Raw genomic sequence first — 21326 nt, 5'->3', positions numbered from 1 at the left:
ACGTGGGAGGTGCGCTCTGTACCGGGGCGGCAAGTCTCACCGGAATCCCCCGCTCGTTCAGACGAGTTGGGGGATCACCTCGGCGCCGAGCCGCCGTACGTTCTCCTCGGTCGCCGCGAGGTCGCCGGAACCCTCGACGAGCAGGGCGAACCGGGAGATGCCGGTCCGCTCGCTGGTCGCGGCGAGCCGGTCCGCGCACAGCCGCGGGGTGCCCACCGGGTGCAGCCCGCAGAGCAGTTCGGTGTAGGCCAGCGGGTCGCGCATCCGCCGCTCCCGGTCGTCCACCGTGACATGGGCCTCGAGTCCCTGCCGCAGCCAGCCGGGGAGCGCCTTGAGGAGCGTCTCCGCCGCGTCGGTGCGCCGGTCGGCGATCTGCACGACGCCGGCCGACACATGGGCCGCGCGGTGGACCTCCGCCGCCGGCCGTCCGCACGCACGCGCGTGCCGCTGCCACAGGGCGACCATCTCGGCCTTCTCCTCGTCCCCCACATGCATGCCGAGCAGCATCGGCAGCCCGCGCTCGGCCGCGAGCCGCACGCTCGCCGGGGAGGTGCAGGCGACCACGACCTCGGGGCCCTCCGCCTCGGTGAGGGACTCCGACGGGCGCGGGACGACGGGCACTTCACGGAACCGGAAGCGCTCCCCGGTGGCCGCGACGGAGGGTTCGCGCAGCCAGCGCATCAGGAGGTCGAGTGATTCGGGGAACCCCTTCTCGTACGCCTCGAGGCCGGACCCGAAGACCTCCAGGTCGACCCACGGCCCGCCGCGCCCGACGCCCAGCGAGAACCGCCCGCCGCTGGTGACGTGCAGCAGCGCGGCCTGCTCGCCGAGCGCCACCGGATGGACGGTGGGCAGCACGCTGACCGCCGTACCGACCCGGATGCGGCGGGTGCGGCCCAGCAGTAACGCCGCCAGGGTGACCGCCGACGGACAGGTGCCGTACGGCACGAAGTGGTGCTCGCCCAGCCAGACCGCGTCCAGCCCCGCCTCCTCGGCGACCTCGGCCGAACGGACCGCTCGGTGCAGTGCCTCCCCTTCGCCCTGCCCGGGGAACCGGGCGGCCAACACGAAACTTCCAACGCGCATCGCTTTCCTGCTTCCTTGGCTCCGACACGGAGCTCCCCCACAGGGCATAACCGTCTGACACGTGCCGAGGACACGGCTCGGAGGGGAATTTACGGATTGTCTGCAGAATGGGCGGTTCTGGAGCGAGTATTGCGCCCTTGTGGAGGGAAGCTTGTGATGTTCGGTTCCGTACGCGTACCCCGGTCGGCGCCGCGTAGGCTGGAAACGGTCCCGCATCCTGTATAGCCCCGTGAGGTGTTCTGTGTCCCCGCGTCGTAACCGACCCAAGGGAGCCGGTTCGTCCGGCCGGAGCGCCGAGGACGACCGTTCCGGACGGTACGGCGGCTGGCAGTCCGCCGAGAGCTGGCAGGGCGAGGAGTGGAGCGTGCGGCACGTGGCGGGCTCCAGTGCCCAGGGCAAGGCGTATCGCTGCCCCGGCTGCGACCAGCTGATCCCGGACGGGGTGCCGCACGTGGTGGCCTGGCCGGAGCACGCGGGGGTCGACGACCGTCGGCACTGGCACAAGGCCTGCTGGAACGCGAAGGACCGCCGCACCACGCGGGCGCAGCGGTCCCGTAACGCGCCGAGGTTCTGAGCCCGGCGGGCTCCGTTTCGGCCGGGCTCCTACACGTCCCGCTTCCCCAGCAGGGCGAAGGCGCCGCCGAGCGCCGCGGCCGTGACCCCGAGCATGATCCACAGCGGGTCCCAGCCGGACGGGCCGGACATGCTCAGAGAATTGTCGTAGAAGATGTTCATCTGGTTCGGGATGGAGTACTCGAGCAGGAAGTTGTGCACGCCCTCCAGCGAGGTGGCGAGCATGAACATCGCGATCACCAGCGGGGCGAGCACGGCGCCGACCATGAGGGTGATGGCGCCCGCCGAGTGCCGGATGATCGAGCCGACGGCCAGCGAGAGCGTGCCGAGCAGCGCGAGGTAGAGCGAGATGCCGACGGTGGCCTTCAGCCACTCGCCGCCGGTGGGCTCCCCCGCGTTGTTGCCCCCCAACATCGCCACGTGCAGGAATGCGACGGCCGTCGCGGACAGCAGTGTCACCGTGAAGGCGACCAGGAAGAACACCAGGGCCTTCGCCGCGAGCACCCGCCCGCGCGAGGGGCAGGCCACCATGGTGGTGCGGATCATGCCGGTGCCGTACTCCGTGGCCGTGGTCAGCACGCCCAGCGTGATGATGCACATGCCGCCCAGGAGCAGTCCGAAGAAGCCCAGGGGCAGCGGGTTCTCACCGCTCAGATCCGGGTCGGTGCTCGCCACCGCCGCACCGGTCAGCAGGCCGATGCCGACGACGAGCAGCACGAACACGCCCAGCGTCCACATCGTGGAGCGCACCGACCGCATCTTCGTCCACTCGGAGGCGATCGCGTGCCCCAGGTGCGTGCGCACCACCGGGATCGGCGAGTGGTAACCGGGATCCGTCGCCTGCCATACGGGCGCGGCCTGTTGGGTCGGGGGCTGGGGCGTGCTCATCGGGCGTCCTCGGGCTTGGTCACGTCGGAGCTGGGTGGGGCGGCGGGAGGAGCGGCCGACGGGGCGGCGGGAAGAGCGGCCGACGGGGCGGCGGGAGGCTGCGGGACGGGCTGGGCGTACGGGTTGGCCGTCGGGGCCCCCGGGGCGGCTCCGGGGGCGCCCGGAGTGCCGTACGGGCCCGCGGGAGCCTGCGGTGCGCCCGGGCCCGCGGCGAACTGCCGGCGGCCCTGCTGGGGCGGCGGCGGGGCGTACCAGCCGGGCTGGCCCTGGCCCGGTACCGGCACCGGCGGCTGCACGCCCGGCGGCAGCGGCTGCCGGAGCCCTGCCTTCTGGTCGTCGGTCGAGCGGTAGTCGACCGCTCCCTGTGTCATCCGCATGTACGCCTCCTCCAGCGAGGCCTGGTGCGGTGACAGCTCCCACAGTCGTACGCCGGTGTCGTGGGCGATGTCACTGACGCGCGGCAGCGGCAGTCCCATCACCCGCAGCGCGCCGTCCTGCTCGGGCAGCACCTGGCCGCCGGCCTCGCTGAGCGCGGCGGACAGCTTCTCGCGCTGCTGCGGCTCGGTGTCGGGCGTGCGCACCCGCGCGAAGTCGGCGGAGTTGGCCGAGATGAAATCCTTCACACTCATGTCGGACAGGAGCTGTCCCCGGCCGATCACGATGAGGTGGTCGGCGGTCAGCGCCATCTCGCTCATCAGATGGGACGAGACGAAGACCGTACGGCCCTCGGCGGCGAGCGACTTCATCAGGGTGCGCACCCAGAGGATGCCCTCGGGGTCGAGGCCGTTGACCGGTTCGTCGAACAGCAGCACCTGGGGGTCGCCGAGCAGCGCGGCGGCGATGCCGAGTCGCTGGCCCATGCCCAGGGAGAAGCCCTTGGAGCGCCGCCCGGCCACCTCGTGCAGCCCGACCACACCGAGCACCTCGTCCACCCGCCGGGCCGGGATGCCGGACAGCTGGGCCAGGCTCAGCAGGTGGTTGCGGGCGGACCGGCCGCCGTGCACGGCCTTGGCGTCCAGCAGCGCGCCGACCTGCCGGGCGGCGTTGGGCAGATTGCGGTAGGGGTGACCGTCGATCGTGACGTGGCCCGCGGTGGGGTTGTCCAGGCCGAGGATCATCCGCATCGTCGTGGACTTGCCCGAACCGTTGGGGCCGAGGAAGCCGGTGACGGCGCCGGGACGCACCTGGAAGGAAAGGTTGTACACAGCGGTCTTGTCGCCGTACCGCTTGGTCAGGCCGACTGCCTCGATCATGCTCCGCCCCATCGAGAGGTTCAGGACAACGAGGGCACACGCCCCCCGTAAGGGTTAGGAGGATATCGAGAGGCTGACGGTTCCACCCAAGGGGAGGTAAAGACAGACGGTGGAAAAGCAGCCCCGCCCCGCCTCCCGGACCGGACGGGGCCCCTTCTCCGCCCGGCCCGGGCCCCGCCCCTACGCGTCGCGCCTCCGCAGCACCAGGTATCCGCCGACGAGTGCCGCGAGCACCCACAGCGCCATGATGCCGAGGCCGCCCCAGGGCCCGTACGGGGTGTCGTCGTCGAGCGGCGTGACCACCTGCATGATCCTGCTGCCCGCCTGGTCGGGCAGGAACCGGCCGACCTTCTTCGTCGCGTCGACGTTGGCCAGGATGTTGGAGATCAGGAAGAAGAACGGCATCAGGATGCCCAGTGACAGCATCGGAGAGCGCAGCATGGTGGCGACGCCCATCGAGAACACCGCGATCAGGGTCATGTAGAGACCGCCGCCGATGACGGCCCGCAGCACCCCCTCGTCCCCGATGGCCGCCTTGTGCTCGCCGAGCATCGCCTGCCCGAGGAAGAAGGCGGCGAAGCTGGTGACCATGGAGACGACGAGCGCGAGCGCGGTGGCCACGCCGAGCTTGCCGGCCAGGAAGGCGCCGCGCTGCGGTACGGCGGCCAGCGAGGTGCGGATCATGCCGGTGCTGTACTCGTTCGACACCACCAGCACCCCGAACACGATCATCGCGAGCTGGCCGAGACTCGTCCCGGCGAAGCTGATGAACGTCGGGTCGAAGGAGAGCCGACTCTGCGGGCTCATGTTGTCGAACTCGTGCGCCGACAGCGCCGAGATCAGCATGCCGAGCGCGATGGTGACGACCACCGCCAGGGAGAGCGTCCACACCGTGGACGCCACCGACCGGATCTTGGTCCACTCGGACCGGACGACCTGTGCCGCCGCCATGCTCAGCCCCTCTTCCAGCCGTCGCCCCACTGCTGCGGGGACGCGGGCGTGCCGGAGTGCGCGTGGTACTCCACCGACTCCGCGGTCAGCCGCATGAACGCCTCCTCCAGGGAGGCCTGCTGCGGGCTCAGTTCGTGCAACACCAGTTGGTGGGCGGCCGCCAGCTCCCCGACCTGCTCGGCCTTGGCGCCGTCCACCTCCAGCACCCCGCCGCCGCTCTCGACGACCGTGATCCCGGCCTCGTGCAGCACGTCCAGCAGCCGTTCCCGCTGCGGGCAGCGGATCCGGACGTACGAACGGGAGTTGTGCTCGATGAAGTCGGCCATGGAGGTGTCGGCGAGCAGCCGGCCCTGCCCGATGACGATGAGGTGGTCGGCGGTCAGCGCCATCTCGCTCATCAGATGGGACGAGACGAAGACCGTACGGCCCTCGGCGGCGAGCGACTTCATCAGGGTGCGGATCCAGTGGATGCCCTCGGGGTCGAGGCCGTTGACCGGCTCGTCGAACATCAGGACGCGTGGATCGCCGAGCAGCGCGCCGGCGATGCCGAGCCGCTGGCCCATGCCGAGCGAGAACCCCTTGGTCTTCTTCCTCGCGACGGAGGTCAGCCCCACCGTGTCCAGCACCTCGTGCACCCGCTGCCGGGGGATGCCGTTGCTCTGGGCGAGGCACAGCAGGTGGTTGAAGGCGCTGCGGCCGCCGTGCACGGCCTTGGCGTCGAGCAGCGCGCCGATGTACTTCAGCGGGTCCTTGAGCCGGTCGTAGTGCCGGCCGTCGATGCGGACGTCGCCGGCCGTGGGCCGGTCCAGGCCCAGCATCATCCGCATGGTGGTGGACTTGCCCGCCCCGTTGGGACCGAGGAACCCGGTGACGATGCCCGGTTTGACAGCGAATGTCAGGTTGTTGACCGCCACCTTCTCGCCGTACCGCTTGGTCAGCCCCTCGAGCTCGATCATGCCGCCACGCTAGAACGGGACGAAGCCCTCTGCCAACTCCGTGGCAGAGGGCTTCACCGATGTTCGGCCGCTGTGTCCCGGCCGGTTACCGGAACCGCCGGTTACCGGGTCTGCTGGGCCGGAACCCCGCGGGAGGCGGTCTCGTCGTCGGCCGGCGTGCCGGCCGCGGCCACCGCGGCACCCGTGAGCGTCGCCAGCATTTCGCGGACGTTGGTCAGCTGGGCGTTGATGGAGTCGCGGCGGTTGGTCAGCGCCGCCAGCTCCCGCTCGGATTCCGAACGGATCCGGTCGGCCTTGGCGTTGGCGTCGGCCACGATGTCCTCGGCCTGGCGCTGAGCGGTCTCCACCGTCTGGCGGGCCCGGCGCTCGGCGTCGGTGCGCAGCTTCTCCGCCTCCAGGCGCAGCTGCTCCGCGCGGTGCTCGATCTCGGCGAGCCGCTTCTCGGCCTTGGCCTGACGCGACGCCAGGTCGCGCTCGGACTGCTCGCGCCGCTTGGCCAGGTTCGTCTCGAAGTCGGCGGCGGCCTGCGCGGCCTTCGCGCGGGTCTCCTCGAAGAGGGCGTCCGCCTCCTCGCGCTTGGACTGCGCGTCCTTCTGCGCGTCCGACCGCAGCTGAGCGGCCTCGCCCTGGGCCTTCTCGACGATCCGGACGCCCTCGTCCTCGGCCTTCGCCTTGCGCTCGGCGGAGTACGACTCCGCGTCGTTGCGCACCTGCTGGGCGGCCGACTCGGCGAGCTCACGGTGCTGCTCGGACGCGCGCCGGGCCTCATCGCGGAGGTCCTTCGCCTCCTCCTCGGCCAGGCGCAGGATCTTCTCCACGCGCGCGCCGAGACCCGCGTACGACGGCTCGGCGTCGGTGACCTGGGTCTGGGCGTTCTGGGTCTCGAGGTGGAGCTCCTCGATGCGCTTTTCCAGAGCGGTGATGCGGGCGAGAGCGCTGTCACGGTCGGAGACGAGCTTGGAGATGCGTTCGTCCACCTGAGCGCGGTCGTATCCACGCCGCACAAGCTCGAAGCCGTAGGGGGAAGTGTCGCTCATGGGGTTCCTGTCGAATGGGACCGGTGAGGTGATAGGGGGAATCCTAGGCGCCGAAGCGCTGTGTCATCGAGCGGATGCACGTTTGATACGGAGAATGACACCCCTTTTGAGTGGCCGGCACCCGGAGCGCTTGCCGAGTGCATACTCAAACCCCTTTGCCAGCACGGGATTTGGCGTGCCGACAGGGGGTTTCCCGCACCGTCGAAGAGTTTGACCGGTTCGTTATACGGCGCCCTAACTGTCCGAAGACTTGCCTCGCTGGCCCGGCGGACCGGCCGCCGCGGCGGCCTTCACCCCGTTGTCCTTGCCGCCGCCCGGAGCCTCGAACGACTCCAGCGCCTCCAGGACGTCCTGCACGCGGGAGATCTCGGCGTTGATGTCCTCGCGCCGCCGCATCAGGACCTCCAGCTCGCGCTTGCCCTCCTCGACCGTGGCCCGTGCCTCGCGGATCGCCTCGGCCTTGAGCTCCTCGGCCTCCTTGACGAGCGTGGCCTTCTTCTGCTCGGCCTCCTTCAGCAGTCCCTCGGCCTTCTTCACCGCGGCGATACGCACCTTGCCCGCCTCGGAGTTGGCCTCGGACACGAGCTCCTTGGCCTTCGCCTGGGCCTTGGCGAGCTGCTCCTCGGCCGCCTTGATGAGCGCGTCGCAGCGGTCACCGGTGGACTTCATCGTCTCGGCCGCCTCCCGGCGGGCCCGCTCGTGCAGCTCCTCGATCTCGCCGGTGATGCGGTTCCGCAGCTCCTCGGCGCGCTCCCGGATCCGGGTCGCGTCCTGGCGGGCCTCGACCAGCAGCTCGTCCGCGTCCGTACGGGCCTTCTCCACCCGCGAGTTGCCCTCGACGGTCGCCTCGGAGACGAGCCGGTCGGCCTCGGTGCGGGCCGCGCCCACCATCGAGTCGGCCTGGGCCTCCGCGTCCGCGGTGGCCTTCTGCGCCTGCTGCTGCGCCTCGGTGAGCAGCTTGTCCGCCTCGGCGGTGGTCTCCGTGATGAGCGTGTCCACCTGCTCGGCCGCCTCGGAGCGCCGCTTGTTGGCGTCCTTGCGGGCCTCGTCCAGCGTGCGCTCGGCCTCCTCGCGCGCCGAGGTCACCAGACGCTCGGCCGCCTGCTCCGCGTCGGCCTTGAGCCGCTCCGCCTCGCCCCGGACCTGCTGCGCGTGCTGCTGTGCCGAGCCGACCGCCCGGGACGCCTCGGCCCGCAGCCGCTCCGCGTCGCCCGTCGCGTCCGAGATCAGCTTCTCGGCCTTGGCGACCGACTCCGCACGCTGCCGGTCGGTCTCCGCGATCGTCTCCGCGGTGAGCCGCTCCGCCTCGCTCCGCGCCTCGGTGATGAGGGTGTCCGCCTGGGTCGCCGCCTCCGAACGGATCCGGTTGGCGTCCTGACGGGCCTCGGCCCGGGTGCGCGCGGCGCTCTGCTCGGCCTCGGCGATCGTGTCCGACGCCTCCGTACGCATCCGCTGGGCCTGCTCGGAGACCTCCGAACGAACCCGCTCCGCCTCGGTGATCGCCTCGGACACCGTGCGCTCGGCGAGCGACTTGGCGGCCTCCGTCTCCTCCTGCGTCTCGCGCCGCAGCCGGCTCGCGTCCTCGCTCGCCCGCTCCCGCTCCGCGTAGGCGTCGGCCCGGACCCGGTCCGCCTCCTCCTCGGCCTCGCGCCGGGTACGGTCCGCCGCGTGCTCGGCGGCGCTGCGCAGCCCGGTGATCTCCTCCTGCGCCTGCTCGTGCAGGTCCGCGACCGCATCCCGGACCTGCTGCGCGTGCTGCTCGGCCGCCGACACCATCTCGGTGGCACGACGGTCGGCCTCCTCGACCAGCCGTACGGCCTCGGTCTGCGCCTCCTCCACGCGCGTACGCGCCGCGGCCAGCAGCTCTTCGCTCTGCTCCCGGGCCCGCTCGCGCTCCTGGTCGGCCTCCTGCCGGGCCGCGCCCAGCAGTTCCTCGGCCTCGCGGCGGCGCCGGGCGGCCTCCTCCTGCGCGCCGGCCAGCGCCTGGGACGCCTCCGCGCCGAGCCGCTCGGCGGCGGCCAGCGCCTCGGCCCGCATCCGGTCGGCGCTGTCCTGCGCCTCAGCCTTGAGCCGCTCCGCCTCCGCCGCGGCCTCCGAACGCAGCCGCACGGCGACCGACTCGCCCTCCGCGCGGGACGCCGACGCGTCCGCCGCGGCCTCGGTCCGCAGCCGCTCGGCCTCCGCCTCCGCCTGCTCACGGAGCGTGCGACCTCGCTCCGCCGCCTCGGCGCGCAGCCGCTCGGCCTCGTCCGAGGCCTCCCGGCGGATGCGGCCCGCCTCCTCACGGGCTTCGCTGAGCGCCTGTTCGGCCGAGGCCAGCCGCTCCTCGGCCTCCGTGTGCAGCCGGGTCAGCTCCTCGGCGGCCTCCGCACGGCGTGCGGTGACGGCCCGTTCGGCTTCCTCGTGCAGCTCGCGCGCGGCCCGCTCGGCGTCCTCCTTGAGCGCGTCGGCCTGCTCGCCGGCCTCCGCGCGGTGCCGCTCCGCCTCCTTGCGGGTGCGCTCCAGCGTCTCCTCGGCCTGTCGGCGCAGCGTCGTGGCGCGCTCGATGGCCTCGGTACGGACCTTCTCGCTGTCCGTCTGCGCGGTGGAACGCAGCTCGTCCGCGTCCGCCTTCGCCTTGGCCAGCAGCTCCTCGGCGGACCGGGCCGCCTCCTCGATCTGCGCCACGGCCTCCTTGCGGGCCTCCGCGCGGATCTTCTCGCCCTCGGCGACCGCGTCGGCACGCAGGTGCTCGGCCTCGCCGCGCAGCCGGCGGGCCTCCTCCTGCAGCTCGACCGTCTTGGCGCGGTACTCCTTGGTGTCGTCCTTCGCCGCGCCCTTGAGCTGGGTGGCGATGTCGTGGGCCTCGGCCCGCAGCCGGTCCGCCTCGGCCTCGGCCTCCCCACGGATCCGCTCGGCCTCCTCGGCCGCCGCCCTGGTGGTCCGCTTGGCGTCCTCCGACGCCTTGTTGAGCACGTCCTCGGCGGTCTTGGCCGCCTTGGACAGCTGGGTGGCGCTCTCCTCGGCGGTGATCGTGCGGGCCTTCTCGGAGGCCTCCGCGACGATCTTCTCGGCCTCCGCACGGGCGTCCGCGACGACCTGCTCGGCGTCCGCCTTGGTGGACTCGGCCTCCTTGGTGGCCTCGCTGACCAGCCGGGCGACCTGCTCCTTGGCCGTGCGTGTGCGGGTCTCGTTGGCGGCCTCGGCGGAGGCGAGCGCCTTCGACGCGGCCTCCTTCGCCTCGGCGAGCACCTTGTCCGCCTCGGCACGCGCCTCGCGCAGCGCCGCCTCGGCGTCCGCCATGCGCTGTTCGGCAGCCCTGGCGAGCTCCTGGGCCTCGCGGCGGGCGGACTCCGACTCGCTGGCCGTCGACGTCCGCAGCTGCTCGGCGTGCTCGGTGGCCTCCTGCGCCTGCGCGGAGGCGGCGTTCAGCAGCCGCTCGGCGTCCGCGCGGGCCCGGCGCAGGGTCTGGTCGGCCTCCGTGCGCGCCGCCTCGGCCTCGCCGCGCAGCCGCTGGCGGGCCTCGGCGGTCACCCGTTCGGCCTCCGCGCGGGCGGCGGCCAGGGCCTGTTCGGCCTCCGCGCGGGACTCGTCGAGCAGCCGGCGGGCCTGCTGCTCGGAACGGGCCCGCACCTGCTCCGCCCACGCCACGTTCTCGTTGACGTGCGACTCGACGGTCTGCCGACGCTCCGCCAGCTCCTGGTCGAGCTGCTGGCGCCGGGTCACGGCCTCCTGGTGCAGCTCCGACTGGAGCCGGGCCGCCTGCTCGGCGTGCTCCTGGAGGATCCGCTGGGTCTGCGCCCGCACCTGGCTCAGCTCACGCTCGGCGTCCGCGCGGAGCTGGTCGGCCTGCACCTGCGCGTTACGCAGCAACTGCTCGGCCTGATAGCCGATGTCGCCGCCCTCGTAGGTGGGCCGGGACATGATGGTGCGCCGCGCCTCGTGCAGCTTGGCGCGCAGCACCTCGACCTGGTAGCCGAGGTCGTCGGCGTGCTGGATCGCCTTTTCCCGCTCGGTCTTCAGCCGCTTCATCTCGGCTTCGAACCGAGAGAGGTGGTCGACGTCAGCCGCCGGATCTCGCTCCTGGCTCTCGTAGCCCCGCACTGCGCGGTCCCATCCGTCCCCTGGTCGCAACTCTGGCCGAGCCCCGCCCATCCGCCGGACGGAGCCCCCGGGGAATGGTGTCAGATCGGCGGAGGAGCATGCGCTGCTCCCCCCGCACTCGCCCCCCGAAACCCGGACCCCGGTAAATCCTGCTGTCAAGAAGGACGACGTTCACCCGAACGGAGGCAGTCGTCACCTTTTTGACGGCAGGACCTGATCGCCCTGGATCGAGCGGCGACCGCACCCAACCCTACCGGCCCTTATGTACGTGGGTCAGTGCTCAGGTGACTCAACGGGCGCCGAAGTGACCAGTTCGGTCAGTACGCCGTGGCAGTCCTTGGGGTGCAGGAAGGTGATTCGTGACCCCATGGAGCCGCGCCGGGGCTCTTCGTACAGCACGCGTACGCCCTTGTCCTTGATGTCGGCGGCCTCGGCGTCGACGTCCGCCGTACCGAAGGCGATGTGGTGGACCCCCTCGCCGTTCTTCGCGAGCCACTTCGCGACGGTGGAGTCCTCCCGGGTCGGCTCGAGCAGTTGGAGGTAGGACGCGCCTCCGTCCGAGGTCTCGTTGATCTTGAGCATCGCCTCCCGCACTCCCTGCTCCTCGTTGACCTCGGAGTGGAACACCTCGAAGCCGTACGTGGACCGGTAGAACTCCACGGTCGCGTCGAGGTCGTGGCAGGCGATCCCGATGTGGTCGATTCGCGTCAGCATGGAATCAGTGGAGCGCTACCGGGGCGGTTACGCAACGTGCGCGCGATCACACCGTAAGCCCGATGACGGGGCGGACCGCAGCTCAGTACATTCGAAGTAAACCCTCGTTCACTCCTCGGCTGTGCAGCCGGAAGGGGATCGCAGCTCATGACTTCCGCAGCTTCTGAATCCACCGCATCATCAGCGCCTTCCGCCGCGAACGGCACGACGTCCGTCATCGTCGCGGGCGCCCGGACCCCGATGGGCCGACTGCTCGGCTCGCTGAAGTCCTTCTCCGCGGCCGACCTCGGCGGCTTCGCGATCAAGGCCGCCCTCGACCGCGCGGGGATCGGCGGCGACCAGGTCCAGTACGTGATCATGGGGCAGGTGCTCCAGGCCGGGGCGGGGCAGATCCCGGCACGTCAGGCCGCCGTCAAGGCCGGCATCCCGATGAACGTCCCGGCGCTCACCGTCAACAAGGTGTGCCTGTCCGGTCTCGACGCGATCGCGCTGGCCGACCAGCTGATCCGGGCCGGTGAGTTCGACGTGGTCGTCGCCGGCGGCCAGGAGTCCATGACCAACGCCCCGCACCTGCTGCCGAAGTCCCGTGAGGGCTTCAAGTACGGTGCGGTCCAGATGATCGACGCCATGGCGTACGACGGTCTGACCGACACCTTCGAGGGCATCGCCATGGGCGAGTCCACGGAGAAGCACAACACGCGCCTCGGCATCGGCCGGGCCGAGCAGGACGAGATCGCCGCCCTGTCCCACCAGCGGGCCGCGGCCGCGCAGAAGAACGGCGTCTTCGAGGCGGAGATCACCCCCGTCGAGATCCCCCAGCGCAAGGGCGACCCGGTCCTCTTCAACCAGGACGAGGGCATCCGCGGCGACACCACCGCCGAGTCGCTCGGCAAGCTGCGTCCCGCCTTCACCAAGGACGGCACGATCACCGCCGGCACCTCCTCGCAGATCTCGGACGGTGCGGCGGCCGTGGTCGTGATGAGCAAGGCCAAGGCGCAGGAGCTCGGCCTGGAGTGGATCGCCGAGATCGGTGCCCACGGCAATGTGGCCGGCCCCGACAACTCCCTCCAGTCGCAGCCGTCCAACGCGATCGCCCACGCCCTCAAGAAGGAGGGCCTGGAGGTCTCCGACCTCGACCTGATCGAGATCAACGAGGCCTTCGCCGCGGTGGCCGTGCAGTCGATGAAGGACCTCGGGGTATCCACGGAAAAGGTGAACGTCAACGGCGGTGCCATCGCCCTCGGTCACCCGATCGGGATGTCCGGCGCCCGGCTGGTGCTGCACCTGGCGCTGGAGCTGAAGCGGCGCGGCGGCGGCGTCGGCGCGGCGGCGCTGTGCGGCGGCGGCGGCCAGGGCGACGCCCTGATCGTGCGGGTGGCCAAGGCCTGACCCGGCTCGGACGGCCGGCCGGTTTTTCTCTCGTGAACGGAGCTGTGATGCAGGACGTCTCCACTCTGGTGGCCCAGGCCAGGGACGGCAGGCCGCGGGCCGTGGCCCGGCTGATCTCCTTGGTGGAGGGGGCGTCCCCGCAGTTGCGGGAGGTCATGGCGGCCCTCGCACCGCTGACCGGCAACGCGTACGTGGTCGGGCTGACGGGATCGCCGGGCGTCGGCAAGTCGACGTCCACCTCGGCGCTGGTGACCGCGTACCGCAAGCGGGGCAAGCGGGTCGGTGTCCTGGCCGTCGACCCGTCCTCGCCCTTCTCCGGCGGCGCGCTGCTCGGTGACCGGGTCCGGATGTCGGAGCACGCCTCCGATCCCGGCGTCTACATCCGCTCCATGGCGACCCGCGGCCACCTGGGCGGCCTCGCCTGGGCCGCGCCGCAGGCCATCCGTGTCCTGGACGCGGCGGGCTGCGAGGTGGTCCTGGTGGAGACGGTCGGCGTCGGCCAGTCGGAGGTGGAGATCGCCTCCCAGGCGGACACCTCGGTGGTGCTGTTGGCGCCCGGCATGGGCGACGGGATCCAGGCGGCCAAGGCCGGAATCCTGGAGATCGGCGACGTCTACGTCGTCAACAAGGCCGACCGCGACGGCGCGGACGCCACCGCCCGCGAACTGAACCACATGCTGGGCCTCGGCGAGGCCCGGGCCCCCGGCGACTGGCGCCCGCCGATCGTCAAGACGGTCGCCTCGCGCGCGGAGGGCGTCGACGAGGTCGTCGAGGCCCTGGAGAAGCACCGCGCGTGGATGGAGGAGCACGGGGTCCTGGCGGAGCGCCGGCGGGCCCGCGCCGCCCGCGAGGTCGAGACGATCGCCGTCACGGCCCTGCGGCGACGCATCGGCGACCTGCACGGCGACCGCCGGCTGGGCGCGCTGGCGGACCGGATCGTCGGCGGCGAGCTGGACCCGTACCGCGCGGCGGACGAACTGGTGGCGGGGCTGACGGAGGGCTGACGGGAAGGGGCGGTGCGGGCGGACCCGCCCGCACCGCCCCTTCGCTCACCGGTCCGTTCAGCGGTCGTCGCGGTCGTCGTCACCGCGGTCGTCCCGGTCGTCCCGGTTGTCCCGGTCGTCAGCGTCGTCACCGCGGTCGTCGTCATCGTCCGCCGTGACCTTGCCGCTGTTCAGGTCGACCAGCCATTCCCGGTCGTCGTCGCCGGAGGTGACCGTCTCGACCTCCCAGCCCCGGTCGTCGCGGTCGTCTCCCAGGTCCACCGAGGTCACCGTGCCCTTGGCGGCGGCCGCCTTCGCGGCCTGCTCGGCCGTCACCGACGTGCCCTTCAGCGCCGCCCGCACCTCGTCGGCGTCGTCGTCATCGTCGTGGTCGACCTCCGAACCCAGGACCTTGCCGGTGTTCGGGTCGATCCACACGCTGTACCAGGTGTCGCCCTTGCCGAGGATGTCGACCTCCCAGGCCGCCTTGCCGCGGTGGTCCCGGTCGTCGTCATCGTCGCCGCCGTCGTTGTCGTCATCGTCCATCTCGACGGAGACCGCGGTGCCCGGCCGATGCTCCAGGGCGGCGGCGACGGCGTCGGCCGCGTTCACCTTCGCGGAGAGCGCCAGAGCGTCGTCGTCATCGAGATCGTCGCGGTCGTCCCGGTCGTTGAGGTCGTCACCGTCGTCGTCACGCCGGTCGTCGCGGTCGTCGTCCGATCCCAGCGTCTCCACCGGGTGCGTCGTCGTCGGCGTCTCGTCGTCCCCCGAGATCGCGATGGCCGTCGCGGTGCCTCCCCCGATCAGTGCCGCGGCGGTGACGACGGCGATCACGATGTTTCGCTTCATGGTGGTTCCTCCCCAGTCGCTTCGTTTTCGACGTCTTCAATCTCGCCGATCGATCCTGAGGGGAACCTGAAACCACCTGAAGTGATCTTCAGGTTCGCTCTGCGACCCTTGTGCGCATGCGCCTGCTGATAGTCGAGGACGAAAAACGCCTCGCCCTGTCCCTCGCCAAGGGTCTGACCGCCGAGGGGTACGCCGTGGACGTCGTCCACGACGGCCGGGAGGGCCTGCACCGGGCCACCGAGGGCACCTACGACCTCGTGATCCTCGACATCATGCTGCCGGGCCTCAACGGCTACCGCGTCTGCGCCGCCCTGCGCGCCGCCGGCCACGAGGTGCCGATCCTGATGCTCACCGCCAAGGACGGTGAGTACGACGAGGCCGAGGGGCTGGACACCGGCGCCGACGACTACCTCACCAAGCCGTTCTCCTACGTCGTCCTCGTCGCCCGCGTGAAGGCGCTGCTGCGCCGCCGGGGCCAGGGCGCCGGGGCCTCCCCGGTGCATGTGCACGGGGACCTCAAGGTGGACACCGCGGCCCGCCGGGTCTTCCTCAGCGAGGCCGAAGTGGCGCTCACGGCCAAGGAGTTCTCCGTGCTGGAGCAGCTGGTGCTGCGGGCCGGCGAGGTGGTCTCCAAGGCGGAGATCCTGGAGCACGTCTGGGACTTCGCCTACGAGGGCGACCCGAACATCGTCGAGGTCTACATCAGTGCCCTGCGCCGCAAGCTCCGCGCCAAGCTGATCCGGACGGTGCGCGGCGCCGGTTACCGGCTGGAGACGGCGTCGTGAGCCGGTTGTTCGGCTCGGTCCGCTCCCGGGCGACGCTCGGTGCCACGCTCGTGGTCGTGGTCGCGCTGGTCGTGACCGGCGCCGCGGTCCTGCAGGCGCTGCGCTCCAACCTGACCGCCGAGGCGGGCACCCAGGCGGAGCGCACGGCGCGGTCGGTCGCCTCCGAACTCGCCGGGCGGACCCCGTACGACGAGCTGTCGGGGCTGGACGGGGAGGCAGGGCCGGTGCAGATCGTCGACGAGGACGGGAACCTGGTCGCGGCTGCCGACGGCCTGGAGCGGATCAGCGGCACGGTCACCGACCAGGTGAAACCCCGGCCGTCGTCCCCGCCTTCTCCTTCCGCCTCCGCCACGCCGTCGCCTTCGGCCCGCGACGACGACGGCGACGACGATGACGACGGCGACGGCGACGGCGACGATGATGACGGCGACGACGACTCGGAGGAGGAGTCGGAGGAGGCCACCGACGACGACTCCAGCCTCGCCGCCGGTGAGACCAGTGGGCAGCCCACCTTCAGCAGCGGTGCCGCGACGATCGACGGCGACACCGCGGACTACCGTTTCGCGGCCGTCCAGGTGCGGACCCACGAGCGGGGCCTGCTCACCGTCTACGCCGGTGCTCCGCTGGCCGCCGAGCACAGCGCCGTACGGACCGCGCTGACCGTGATGCTGATCGGTTTCCCGCTGCTGGCGGCGCTCGTCGCCGGCATGACCTGGGTGCTGACCGGGCGTGCCCTGCGTCCGGTCGCCGCGATCCGCGAGGAGATGGCCGCGATCACGGCGTCCGAGGACCTCACGCGCCGCGTCCCGGAACCGGCGACCCACGACGAGATCGCGCGGCTCGCCCGCACCACCAACGAGACCCTCGCCGCCCTGGAGACGTCCGTGGAGCGGCAGCGGAGCTTCGTCGCCGACGCCTCGCACGAGCTGCGCAGCCCGATCGCTTCCCTGCGCACCCAGCTGGAGGTGGCCGCCGCCCACCCCGAACTCCTGGACCTGGACGGCGCCGTCGAGGACACCGTGCGGCTCCAGCACCTCGCCGCCGACCTGCTGCTGCTCGCCCGGCTGGACGCGGGGGAGCGGCCCGTCGACGGCAGGGTGGACCTGGCCGCGCTGGCCCGCGAGGAGGCGGCGGGACGGACGGGCGTGACGGTGGACGCGGAGACGGCGGAGGTGGCCGGGTCGCGGGGGCAACTGGGCCGGGTGCTCGGCAACCTGCTCGACAACGGCCGCAGGCACGCCCGCGAGACCGTCTCGGTGACCGTGCGGCGCGAGGGCGACTGGGCGGTGCTCGGCGTGGCCGACGACGGCGACGGGGTGGCCGAGGCCGACCGGGAGCGGATCTTCCAGCGGTTCGTGCGGCTGGACGACGCCCGCAGCCGCGACGACGGCGGAGCCGGCCTGGGCCTCGCCATCGCGAGGGACGTCGCCGTACGGCACGGCGGGACGCTCACGGCCGGTGCGGCGCCAGCAGGCGGAGCCCTGTTCGAACTCCGCCTGCCGCTCGCCTGAGAGCTGCGGTGGTCAGAGGCGCCCGCGCTGGCCGCGCAGGTGGTCCGCGATGGGCTTGAGGGCCTTGTCCAGCTCACCGAGGGTCTCGGGGGAGAGCAGGTCGATGAAGTGCCGGCGCACCGACGCCACATGATGGGGCGAGACCTTCTGCATGGTCTCCATGCCGTGGTCGGTGAGGACGGCGAAGAGACCGCGCCGGTCGGACTCGCAGTGCTCCCGCCGGACCAGGCCCGCGTTCTCCATCCGGGTGACCTGGTGCGAGAGCCGGCTCTTGGACTGCATGGTGGCGGAGGCGAGGTCGCTCATCCGCATCCGGCGGTCGTCCGACTCGGACAGGTTCACCAGGATCTCGTAGTCGTTCATTGTCAGGCCGAAGGGCTGCAGATCCTTCTCGAGCTGGTACGTCAACAGCCTGTTGACCTCCAGGTGGGTGCGCCAGGCGCACTGCTCCGCATTGGTCAGCCAGCGGGTGGCCGTTTCGGTCTCCATGAATGAAGTCTACCTAAAAAGTTGAAAGGCGAACTAGTGACGGTTTCCGTGACTGTGGCAGCGTGCACGCGTTCGACGTCACACTCCGCAGACTACCGCTCACAGCCCGAAGCGACGCTGGAGGTCTCCCAGCTGTCCGGGAAGACGCGGTGCCCCCGTGGGCTGCCCGGGTGCTCCGGAAGCCCCGCCGCCGGGCACCCCCGGCACCTGCGGGACGGCCCCCGTGGCCTGCTCCGCCATCAGGGTCTCGGAGGACTGCAGCAGCACGGTGCCCGCCCCCACGAACTCGAACTGGTGCTCCTCGCCGGAAGCCCCGCCGAGGCCCGTCATCGCACGTAGACCGCCCATGACACCGGTCATGTAGCCATGGTCGTAGTGGTGGCACGGGGAGGGGCAGTCGGCCCATCCCACCAGCGCCTGCGGGTCCACCCGGAGCGGGGGTTCCATGAACACCACCGGACCGTTCGACACGGCCACGAACTTTCCGGTTCCGATGAGGGTCAGAAAACCCGGCACGATCGACTGCTTCAGCGACAGACTTGGCTGAAAAGCGAGCAAGTTGCCCGAGCGAATGGTCAGATTGCCGTCCTCGAGGTCGTACGAGTTCACATCGAAGGCCCGGTCGGCGAGGAGCATCTTGCCCGAGCCCTCCGCCACGACCCAGTCGCTCGCGTGCAGTGGTGAATGGAACGACGTACGGACAAGTCGGTCGAGTCGGCCGTGCCCGATGCCGTTGAACTCGATGGTGCCGTAGTAGGCGATCATCTTCCCCTTCTGCAGGAACCACTGGCTCCCCCGGAGCTCCACACAGAAGGTGTAGGCGTCGACGTTGTCGTCGGAGGGCAGCGTCATCGGGTCGAAGACCGTGACGGCGGGCCCGGGGCCGCCGCCCTGAAATCCGTAGGGGCTCACAGTTTCTCCTCCGAGGCCTGGACGTACACCGCACCGCTGCCGCTGAGCTCCAGCTGGAACGCCTCACCGGAGCCGCGCCCCACCATGTCCCGCCAGCCGAGCGCGGTGGAGAGCCTGTTGCGGACGTCGCCGTGATGGGCCACGTAGGCCTGTGGGTCGACGTGCACCGGGCGCTGCGGGGTGATCGGGATCTCGATCACGCCCCCGTGCGCCATGACGGCCACGGAACCGTGCCCCTTGAGCGTGGTGGTGAACAGGCCCTGCCCGGAGACCTGACCCCGGACCATGCCCATCACCCCGCCCTGCGAGCCCAGGAACACCGTGCCCTGCTCCAGCGTGCCCTCGAACGCCAGCAGGCGGTCCGCCTCGACGTACAGGGTGTCCCCGGAGAGGTCGATCACCTGGATGTGGTGGCCGCCGTGCCCGAACAGGACCGTGCCGTCGCCCTCGACGCTCATCAGGGGCGTGGCCTCCCCGGCCACCCGCCGGCCGATCATCGACCGCAGCCCGCCCTGACCGCCCGCCATGTCGGGCGTGAAGCCGATCTCCCCCCGGTACGCGAGCATCGCGCCGCGCTGGCTGAACAGCCGCCGGCCGGGCGCCACGGTCGCCTCGACCACCTTCGAGTTGATCTCCCGGAAGCCCACGTCAGACACCCCCCGCGATCGTGTTCCGCTCACTGGGCTGCACATAGACCAGCCCGTCGCCCTCGAACCGCATCTGGAACGCCTCGCCGCCGCCCTCCCCGAGCAGTGTGCGGAACGTCACCCCGGACTGGAGGGACTGCCGCAGATTCCCCTGGTGGGCGACGTAGGCACCGGGGTCGACGGTCAGCGGGTACTGCGGGCCGACCCGGAGCACCACGGCCGGCCCGTCCGACATGATCGCCGCCTGGCCGTGCCCCTCGACGGTGGTCGTGAACAGTCCGTTGCCCTGCGACGCCCCGCGCAGGCCCGTGAAACCGGTCCCGGTGCGCAGGCCGCCGTCGGTCGCCAGCAGGTTGCTCGACTCCACATGGAGCTTGTCCCCCTGAAGGCCGATGAGGTTGATGTCGGCGGCGCGATCGGCGAACCAGCAGGTCCCGCGCCCCTTCACCTCCATCACCGTCATCTGCTCACCGGTCAGCCGCCGGGTCACCATCCCCCGGATGCCCTCCCCGCCGCCCGTGAGCTTCTTGAACGCCATCTCACCGTCGTACGCGACCATCGAGCCGTTCTTCGCCTTCACGGCATCCCCGGTCATGTCGACGACGAGCACCTTGCTGCTCTGAAGTCGGAACATCGCCACATCTGTGACGTTAACCGCCACCCCGCCCCGCCGACAGACCCTGTGGGGCGAGTCGCACCCGGAAGATTCCCCTAGGGACCGCCCCCGCTCCGGTGATCGCGGACGGGGTTTGTCACAATGGACAAACGCTTGTGCGTGCATTCACAAACGTCTCTCCCACCGAAGGTGATCCGTGGACCTCAAGACCGCCAGTGCCCTCCGCCGCCTCCGCCTGGTATCGGCCCCCGAGGCGATCTCGTTCCTGCTGCTGCTCGTCGCCTCGGTCCTGAAGCGGACCACGGAGTTCAACGCCGTCCCGGCGCTGGGCGCGATCCACGGGTTCCTCTTCGTCGTGTACGTGATCTTCTGGGCCGACGCCTGGAACCGCGCCAAGTGGCCGCTGAAGACCGCCGCCTTCTACTTCCTGATGTCGGTGCTGCCCACCGGTGGCTTCTTCGCCGACCGCAGGCTGAAGACCGAGGCCGAGGACGCGGTCATCGCCTCCCGGGCTCGCGCCGAGGGAGTGGTGAAAGCGTGATCGTCGCCTTCTCCGTGACGCCGCTGGGCGTCGGCGAGGACGTGGGGGAGTACGTCGCCGACGCCGTGCGGGTGGTCCGCGAGTCCGGGCTGCCGAACCGCACCGACGCCATGTTCACCTCGATCGAGGGGGACTGGGACGAGGTGATGGACGTCGTGAAGCGCGCCGTGGCCGCGGTCGAGGCACGCGCCCCGCGGGTCTCGCTCGTCCTCAAGGCGGACCTCCGCCCCGGAGTCGAGGACGGCCTCACCGCCAAGGTCGACACCGTCGAGCGGCACCTGGCACAGAGCGCGGAATAGCGGACCGCCCGACCGCCCGATGACCGGACGGCCGCCCCGCGCGTCAGCCGCGGCCGGCCGGCCCTCCGGCACGGGCGGGGACGTACCGGCGCGGACCGAAAGGCGAGACGGGGCTGACCACCATATGACCGGCCGGTAGGGTCGGCTGCGTGCCGAAGCCGCTCAGTCTCTCGTTCGATCCCATCGCCCGCGCCGACGAACTCTGGAAACAGCGCTGGGGAAGCGTGCCGGCCATGGCCGCGATCACCTCGGTCATGCGCGCCCACCAGATCCTGCTGGCCGAGGTCGACGCGGTGGTCAAGCCGTACGGGCTCACCTTCGCCCGGTACGAGGCGCTGGTGCTGCTCACCTTCTCGAAGTCCGGCGAGCTGCCGATGTCCAAGATCGGCGAGCGGCTCATGGTGCACCCCACATCGGTGACGAACACCGTGGACCGGCTGATGCGGTCGGGTCTGGTCGCCAAACGCCCCAACCCCAACGACGGCCGCGGCACCCTCGCGAGCATCACCGACAAGGGGCGCGAGGTCGTCGAGGCGGCCACCCGCGACCTGATGGCGATGGACTTCGGCCTCAGCGCCTACGACGCCGAGGAATGCGCCGAACTCTTCGCCATCCTCCGCCCGCTGCGACTCGCGGCGGGGGATTTCGCAGACGAGTGACGCCGTCAGCACCAGGCAGGGGGTTACCACTTGACAGTGATTTCCTCCCCGTCGGCCCGCAGAAACGTTCGGGCGCTCATCTCCGGCTGGGATCCTGCCGGTCGG

The 21326-nt window shown here is 71.3% G+C and carries 21 protein-coding genes; 8 read left to right on the top strand and 13 right to left on the bottom strand.

Annotated features, from left to right (window positions below; all coding sequences use genetic code 11):
* Nucleotides 1-57 precede the first annotated feature (57 nt).
* Entirely contained in the window at nt 58-1086 is a 1029-nt protein-coding gene (locus JL475_RS11235; protein ID WP_202277403.1) for an LLM class flavin-dependent oxidoreductase, read from the bottom strand.
* A gap of 241 nt (nt 1087-1327) precedes the next feature.
* Between JL475_RS11235 and JL475_RS11230 the strand changes: the two genes are divergently transcribed.
* Complete coding sequence (locus tag JL475_RS11230) at nt 1328-1660, top strand: ATP/GTP-binding protein (RefSeq protein WP_202277402.1); 333 nt, start codon at nt 1328-1330, stop codon at nt 1658-1660.
* Between the two features lie 29 nt (nt 1661-1689).
* Here JL475_RS11230 and JL475_RS11225 read toward each other — a convergent pair whose 3' ends face one another.
* The 7 genes from JL475_RS11225 to mce form a co-directional block, all read right to left on the bottom strand.
* Entirely contained in the window at nt 1690-2547 is an 858-nt protein-coding gene (locus JL475_RS11225) for an ABC transporter permease subunit (protein ID WP_202277401.1), read from the bottom strand.
* On the bottom strand, nt 2544-3800 hold the full coding sequence (locus JL475_RS11220) for an ABC transporter ATP-binding protein (protein WP_202277400.1): 1257 nt from the start codon (nt 3798-3800) through the stop codon (nt 2544-2546). The genes JL475_RS11225 and JL475_RS11220 overlap by 4 nt, the downstream gene beginning before the upstream one ends.
* A gap of 180 nt (nt 3801-3980) precedes the next feature.
* Nucleotides 3981-4751 carry an ABC transporter permease gene (locus JL475_RS11215; RefSeq protein WP_202277399.1) on the bottom strand — a complete coding sequence of 257 codons (771 nt, stop codon included), beginning with the start codon at nt 4749-4751 and terminating at the stop codon, nt 3981-3983.
* Nucleotides 4752-4753: 2 nt separating this feature from the next.
* Nucleotides 4754-5707 carry an ABC transporter ATP-binding protein gene (locus JL475_RS11210; RefSeq protein ID WP_202277398.1) on the bottom strand — a complete coding sequence of 318 codons (954 nt, stop codon included), beginning with the start codon at nt 5705-5707 and terminating at the stop codon, nt 4754-4756.
* 101 nt (nt 5708-5808) lie between these two features.
* Nucleotides 5809-6744, bottom strand: a complete 936-nt coding sequence (locus JL475_RS11205; RefSeq protein WP_202277397.1) for a cellulose-binding protein — start codon at nt 6742-6744, stop codon at nt 5809-5811.
* 234 nt (nt 6745-6978) lie between these two features.
* Nucleotides 6979-10827 carry a polarized growth protein Scy gene (gene scy, locus JL475_RS11200; RefSeq protein ID WP_202277396.1) on the bottom strand — a complete coding sequence of 1283 codons (3849 nt, stop codon included), beginning with the start codon at nt 10825-10827 and terminating at the stop codon, nt 6979-6981.
* Between the two features lie 273 nt (nt 10828-11100).
* Complete coding sequence (gene mce, locus JL475_RS11195; RefSeq protein WP_202277395.1) at nt 11101-11541, bottom strand: methylmalonyl-CoA epimerase; 441 nt, start codon at nt 11539-11541, stop codon at nt 11101-11103.
* Nucleotides 11542-11688: 147 nt separating this feature from the next.
* On the opposite strand from mce, the gene JL475_RS11190 reads away from it, so the two are divergent.
* Nucleotides 11689-12930: an acetyl-CoA C-acetyltransferase gene (locus tag JL475_RS11190; protein WP_202277394.1), complete on the top strand. Its 1242-nt coding sequence runs from the start codon at nt 11689-11691 to the stop codon at nt 12928-12930.
* A gap of 47 nt (nt 12931-12977) precedes the next feature.
* Complete coding sequence (gene meaB / locus JL475_RS11185; RefSeq protein WP_202277393.1) at nt 12978-13934, top strand: methylmalonyl Co-A mutase-associated GTPase MeaB; 957 nt, start codon at nt 12978-12980, stop codon at nt 13932-13934.
* Between the two features lie 57 nt (nt 13935-13991).
* Here meaB and JL475_RS11180 read toward each other — a convergent pair whose 3' ends face one another.
* Entirely contained in the window at nt 13992-14762 is a 771-nt protein-coding gene (locus JL475_RS11180; RefSeq protein ID WP_202277392.1) for a PepSY domain-containing protein, read from the bottom strand.
* A gap of 116 nt (nt 14763-14878) precedes the next feature.
* On the opposite strand from JL475_RS11180, the gene JL475_RS11175 reads away from it, so the two are divergent.
* Both JL475_RS11175 and JL475_RS11170 read left to right on the top strand, forming a co-directional pair.
* A complete protein-coding gene (locus tag JL475_RS11175; protein WP_202277391.1) occupies nt 14879-15547 on the top strand; it encodes a response regulator transcription factor in 669 nt (222 codons plus the stop codon).
* Nucleotides 15544-17058 (top strand): cell wall metabolism sensor histidine kinase WalK, encoded by a 1515-nt coding sequence (locus JL475_RS11170; RefSeq protein ID WP_202277390.1) that lies wholly within the window; start codon nt 15544-15546, stop codon nt 17056-17058. Before JL475_RS11175 ends, JL475_RS11170 begins: the two co-directional genes overlap by 4 nt.
* Before the next feature lie 12 nt (nt 17059-17070).
* Here JL475_RS11170 and JL475_RS11165 read toward each other — a convergent pair whose 3' ends face one another.
* The 4 genes from JL475_RS11165 to JL475_RS11150 form a co-directional block, all read right to left on the bottom strand.
* A complete protein-coding gene (locus tag JL475_RS11165) occupies nt 17071-17547 on the bottom strand; it encodes a MarR family winged helix-turn-helix transcriptional regulator (RefSeq protein WP_202277389.1) in 477 nt (158 codons plus the stop codon).
* Between the two features lie 99 nt (nt 17548-17646).
* The gene (locus JL475_RS11160; RefSeq protein ID WP_202277508.1) at nt 17647-18399 is read right to left on the bottom strand and encodes an AIM24 family protein; all 753 of its coding nucleotides are present in this window, start codon (nt 18397-18399) and stop codon (nt 17647-17649) included.
* A 56-nt stretch (nt 18400-18455) separates the two neighbouring features.
* A complete protein-coding gene (locus JL475_RS11155; protein WP_202277507.1) occupies nt 18456-19106 on the bottom strand; it encodes an AIM24 family protein in 651 nt (216 codons plus the stop codon).
* Nucleotide 19107: 1 nt separating this feature from the next.
* Nucleotides 19108-19740, bottom strand: coding sequence for an AIM24 family protein (locus JL475_RS11150; RefSeq protein WP_202277388.1), 633 nt, complete (start codon nt 19738-19740; stop codon nt 19108-19110).
* 178 nt (nt 19741-19918) lie between these two features.
* Between JL475_RS11150 and JL475_RS11145 the strand changes: the two genes are divergently transcribed.
* From JL475_RS11145 to JL475_RS11135, 3 genes are all read left to right on the top strand, one after another.
* On the top strand, nt 19919-20263 hold the full coding sequence (locus JL475_RS11145) for a DUF3817 domain-containing protein (protein WP_202277387.1): 345 nt from the start codon (nt 19919-19921) through the stop codon (nt 20261-20263).
* Nucleotides 20260-20562 carry an MTH1187 family thiamine-binding protein gene (locus tag JL475_RS11140; RefSeq protein ID WP_202277386.1) on the top strand — a complete coding sequence of 101 codons (303 nt, stop codon included), beginning with the start codon at nt 20260-20262 and terminating at the stop codon, nt 20560-20562. Before JL475_RS11145 ends, JL475_RS11140 begins: the two co-directional genes overlap by 4 nt.
* 149 nt (nt 20563-20711) lie before the next feature.
* Nucleotides 20712-21221 (top strand): MarR family winged helix-turn-helix transcriptional regulator, encoded by a 510-nt coding sequence (locus JL475_RS11135; RefSeq protein WP_202277385.1) that lies wholly within the window; start codon nt 20712-20714, stop codon nt 21219-21221.
* The last annotated feature ends 105 nt before the right edge of the window (nt 21222-21326 follow it).

Origin of the sequence: Streptomyces sp. M2CJ-2 (assembly GCF_016757295.1) — a bacterium.
Taxonomy (GTDB): Bacteria; Actinomycetota; Actinomycetes; order Streptomycetales; family Streptomycetaceae; genus Streptomyces.
The sequence above is the reverse complement of the archived record's forward strand: the minus strand, read 5'-3'. Positions and strand labels throughout refer to the sequence as shown.